This window comes from Bathymodiolus heckerae thiotrophic gill symbiont (assembly GCF_900180345.1).
Classification (GTDB): domain Bacteria; phylum Pseudomonadota; class Gammaproteobacteria; order PS1; family Pseudothioglobaceae; genus Thiodubiliella.
This window is the reverse complement of record NZ_FXLV01000081.1, coordinates 1-2,978: the sequence shown is the minus strand read 5'-3', so window position 1 is coordinate 2,978 and position 2,978 is coordinate 1. Positions and strand designations below refer to the sequence as shown.

4 protein-coding genes are annotated in these 2,978 nt (G+C 38.9%); 3 read left to right on the top strand and 1 reads right to left on the bottom strand.

Going from position 1 to position 2,978, the window contains the following annotated elements; all coding sequences use genetic code 11:
* Positions 1–196, top strand: a 196-nt coding sequence (locus CRYPD_RS07505) for a transposase (RefSeq protein ID WP_171004370.1), incomplete at its 5' end; no start/stop codon positions are given.
* 238 nt (positions 197–434) lie between these two features.
* On the opposite strand, the gene CRYPD_RS07500 is transcribed toward CRYPD_RS07505, so the two are convergent.
* Positions 435–725, bottom strand: coding sequence for a TusE/DsrC/DsvC family sulfur relay protein (locus tag CRYPD_RS07500; protein ID WP_138146958.1), 291 nt, complete (start codon positions 723–725; stop codon positions 435–437).
* 105 nt (positions 726–830) lie between these two features.
* On the opposite strand from CRYPD_RS07500, the gene prmA reads away from it, so the two are divergent.
* Together prmA and CRYPD_RS07490 are read left to right on the top strand one after the other, a co-directional pair.
* A complete protein-coding gene (prmA, locus tag CRYPD_RS07495; protein WP_138146957.1) occupies positions 831–1,709 on the top strand; it encodes a 50S ribosomal protein L11 methyltransferase in 879 nt (292 codons plus the stop codon).
* 55 nt (positions 1,710–1,764) lie between these two features.
* Complete coding sequence (locus CRYPD_RS07490) at positions 1,765–2,808, top strand: tRNA (5-methylaminomethyl-2-thiouridylate)-methyltransferase (RefSeq protein WP_138146956.1); 1,044 nt, start codon at positions 1,765–1,767, stop codon at positions 2,806–2,808.
* Positions 2,809–2,978: the final 170 nt, after the last annotated feature.

Sequence of the window (2,978 nt, the reverse complement as noted above, 5' to 3'; positions counted from 1 at the left end):
CATTCGTTATATCGTAGAACGCACTTTTGGCTTGCTAAAACTTCATCACGGTTTAGGCAAGGCAAGATACCTTGGACTAGAGAGAAACAAAACCAGAGTACAACTGATTGCCATGAGTCATAACCTTAAAACTGGCATGAATATTTTTAAAGAAATGCAGCGATTAAAAAGCCTAAGGGATTATTACATCCAGTGAGTAAAAAAGGCTAAAAAGAGAGAAATAAGGCTAAAAAAATCAAACAAACAAGGTGTTTTTTAGATTTTTATGGAAAAATACGGAAATTTTGAGCTATTTTTTTTGAAAAATTGCAAGGGTTGAAAATAGGATGGGGAATTATGAATTATGCAAAGGTCTCTGATAGTATCAAGGTCTGTAACGAAGAAGTGGAGATAAATCTCCACTTCTCGCCTGTTTTGGTAAATGACGGCAACTTCTACACACAACCCGTTGGTTGTGGCATACCGCCATACTTAGTGATGGGTTTCATTGGACCAGTTAGCCATTCTTTGAATAAGATTTTTTTATCAATACCAACCACTTTGGCAAAGGTTCTAATTGGCGGGACGGATGAATTCTCAGCGAAATACTCTCTAGCAGCCATGATTTGAGTTACCATGCTTTCGGTTAGCTCTATCTCATCTTCTTTTGCCATTTCGAGCATAATGTCTTCGTTCCAGATGCTTGGGTCAACCAAATATCCATTTCCTGTTCTCTCTAGTGCCATTTTATTTTTCCTTAAATAGTGATTAAAAACACATTATAGTTAATTACCCAACTCATTTGCTTGGTTTTTATAAGGGAATAATATTTACGGTATAATTCAGCACTTATGGACTGGATACAACTCATACTAAAAATCTCAAAACAACAGGCAGATTTTGTCAGTGAAGTGTTGATGGGTTTGGGCAGTGTCTCGGTTGCGTTTAGTGATACCAATGATGATGCAATTTTTGAGCCAAAAGTGGGCGAAACGCCGTTGTGGCAGAATGTAACAATCACTGCATTGTTTGATGTTGGCGCTGAGCAAGATTATATTAAGGACACTTTAAAAAAATTTTGTAATATTAATGAGGTGAATTTTGCTTTATTAAAAGACCGGGTTTGGGAAAACGAGTGTAAAAAAGATTTTCACGCCATGCAATTCGGCAAACGACTGTGGATTTGTCCATCGTGGGAAGATAGTACTCAATTACCCAGTGATGCGGTAGTAATTGATATGGATCCTGGGCTGGCATTTGGCACAGGAACACACCAAACCACGGATTTGTGTTTGCAATATTTGGACGAAAATCCGCCTATTGGTCAAAGCGTGATTGATTATGGTTCAGGCACAGGTATTTTGGCAATTGCCGCTGTTAAATTAGGCGCTAATCAGGCAGTTTGTGTGGATAATGATCCACAAGCAGTGGTTGCTACGCTAAGTAATATCAAAAATAATCAATTAGAATCTCAGATTTCTGCTCTGCATACGGACAATGAAGGGCAGTTAGAAAAGGTGAATTTATTGATTGCTAATATTTTGGCAAAGCCTTTGGTGGGCTTGTGTACGCATTTTTCTACATTAGTAAAGTCAGGCGGACACATCGCTTTATCAGGTATTTTGCACGGTCAAGTGGAGATGATATTGAGTGCCTATGGCGAATATTTTTTAGAGTTAAGTGTGAGGCAAAAAGATGATTGGTGTCGAGTAAATGGCATAAGAAAATAGATAAAACGAGCCTTGCCTGTTCCTGTGAGCGGGCAAGGCTTGCTCAGGAAATAAAATGAAAAAACAAATTAAAGCAGTGTCGTTAATCTCAGGTGGATTGGATTCATTATTAAGTACCAAATTATTGCTAGATCAAGGTGTTCATGTAGAGGGGATTAACTTTTTTACAGGGTTTTGTGTGGAAGGACACACTCATGCTATTCGCAAGCAAAAAAAAGACAAACCAAAACGCAATAACGCCTTATGGGTGGCAGAGCAACTCGGTATTAAATTACACATTATCGATGTGATTGAAGAATATCGGGATGTGCTGTTGAATCCCAAACACGGCTATGGTAAAAATATGAATCCTTGTCTTGATTGCAAAGGCTTTATGGTGAAAAAAGCCAAACAGTGGATGGAAGAAAATGACTTTGATTTTATCATTACTGGCGAGGTGATGGGTCAGCGTCCAATGAGCCAGCGTAAAGAAACTATGCCGATTGTGCAAGCAGAATCAGGGGCAGATGACTTGTTATTACGCCCTTTATGCGCCAAACATTTGCCAGAAACTAAAGCAGAAATTGAAGGCTGGGTAGACCGAGAAAAACTATTGGATTTTTCAGGCAGAACACGCAAGCCACAAATGGCTTTAGCCAAGCAATACGGGTTTGAAGATTATGCCACGCCAGCAGGCGGCTGTTGTTTTTTAACCGACAAACAATACTCAGATAAGCTGGTGGATATGTGGCAATCTCGTGGCAATCGTGATTATCAACTGGATGATTTAATGATGCTCAAAGTCGGTAGACACATTCGCCCTAACCCTCGTTTTAAAATGATTGTTGCCAGAGAAGAGGGCGAGGTTAAATTTTTAGAAGGCTATCGCAACCAATATGCAAACCTATATCCCACCAGTTGTAATGGTCCATTGGCACTAATTGATGGCGAGCCCACTCAAGACGACTTACAAATTGCCGCTAAAATCCTAGCGCGTTATTCTCAGGGTAGAGACAACGACAGTGTTGATGTAGAGATAAAACTAGACACAGGCATTATGCAAACGCTAAGTGTTAAGCCATTTTCAGCCGATGAAATCCAAAAGAATTGGATGGTTTGAAAAAAAAGTAAGTTATAACGGTATTACCTTTTAATTACTAAAAGAGACCTTTGCATAAATCAACCAAAACCACACCAATCCAGTAAAATAACAACCATCTAAAATCAATCAAAAAAATAACAATGTCTTGGAAACAAACAACTCAACATTCATTCGCAGACTCTCTTGTT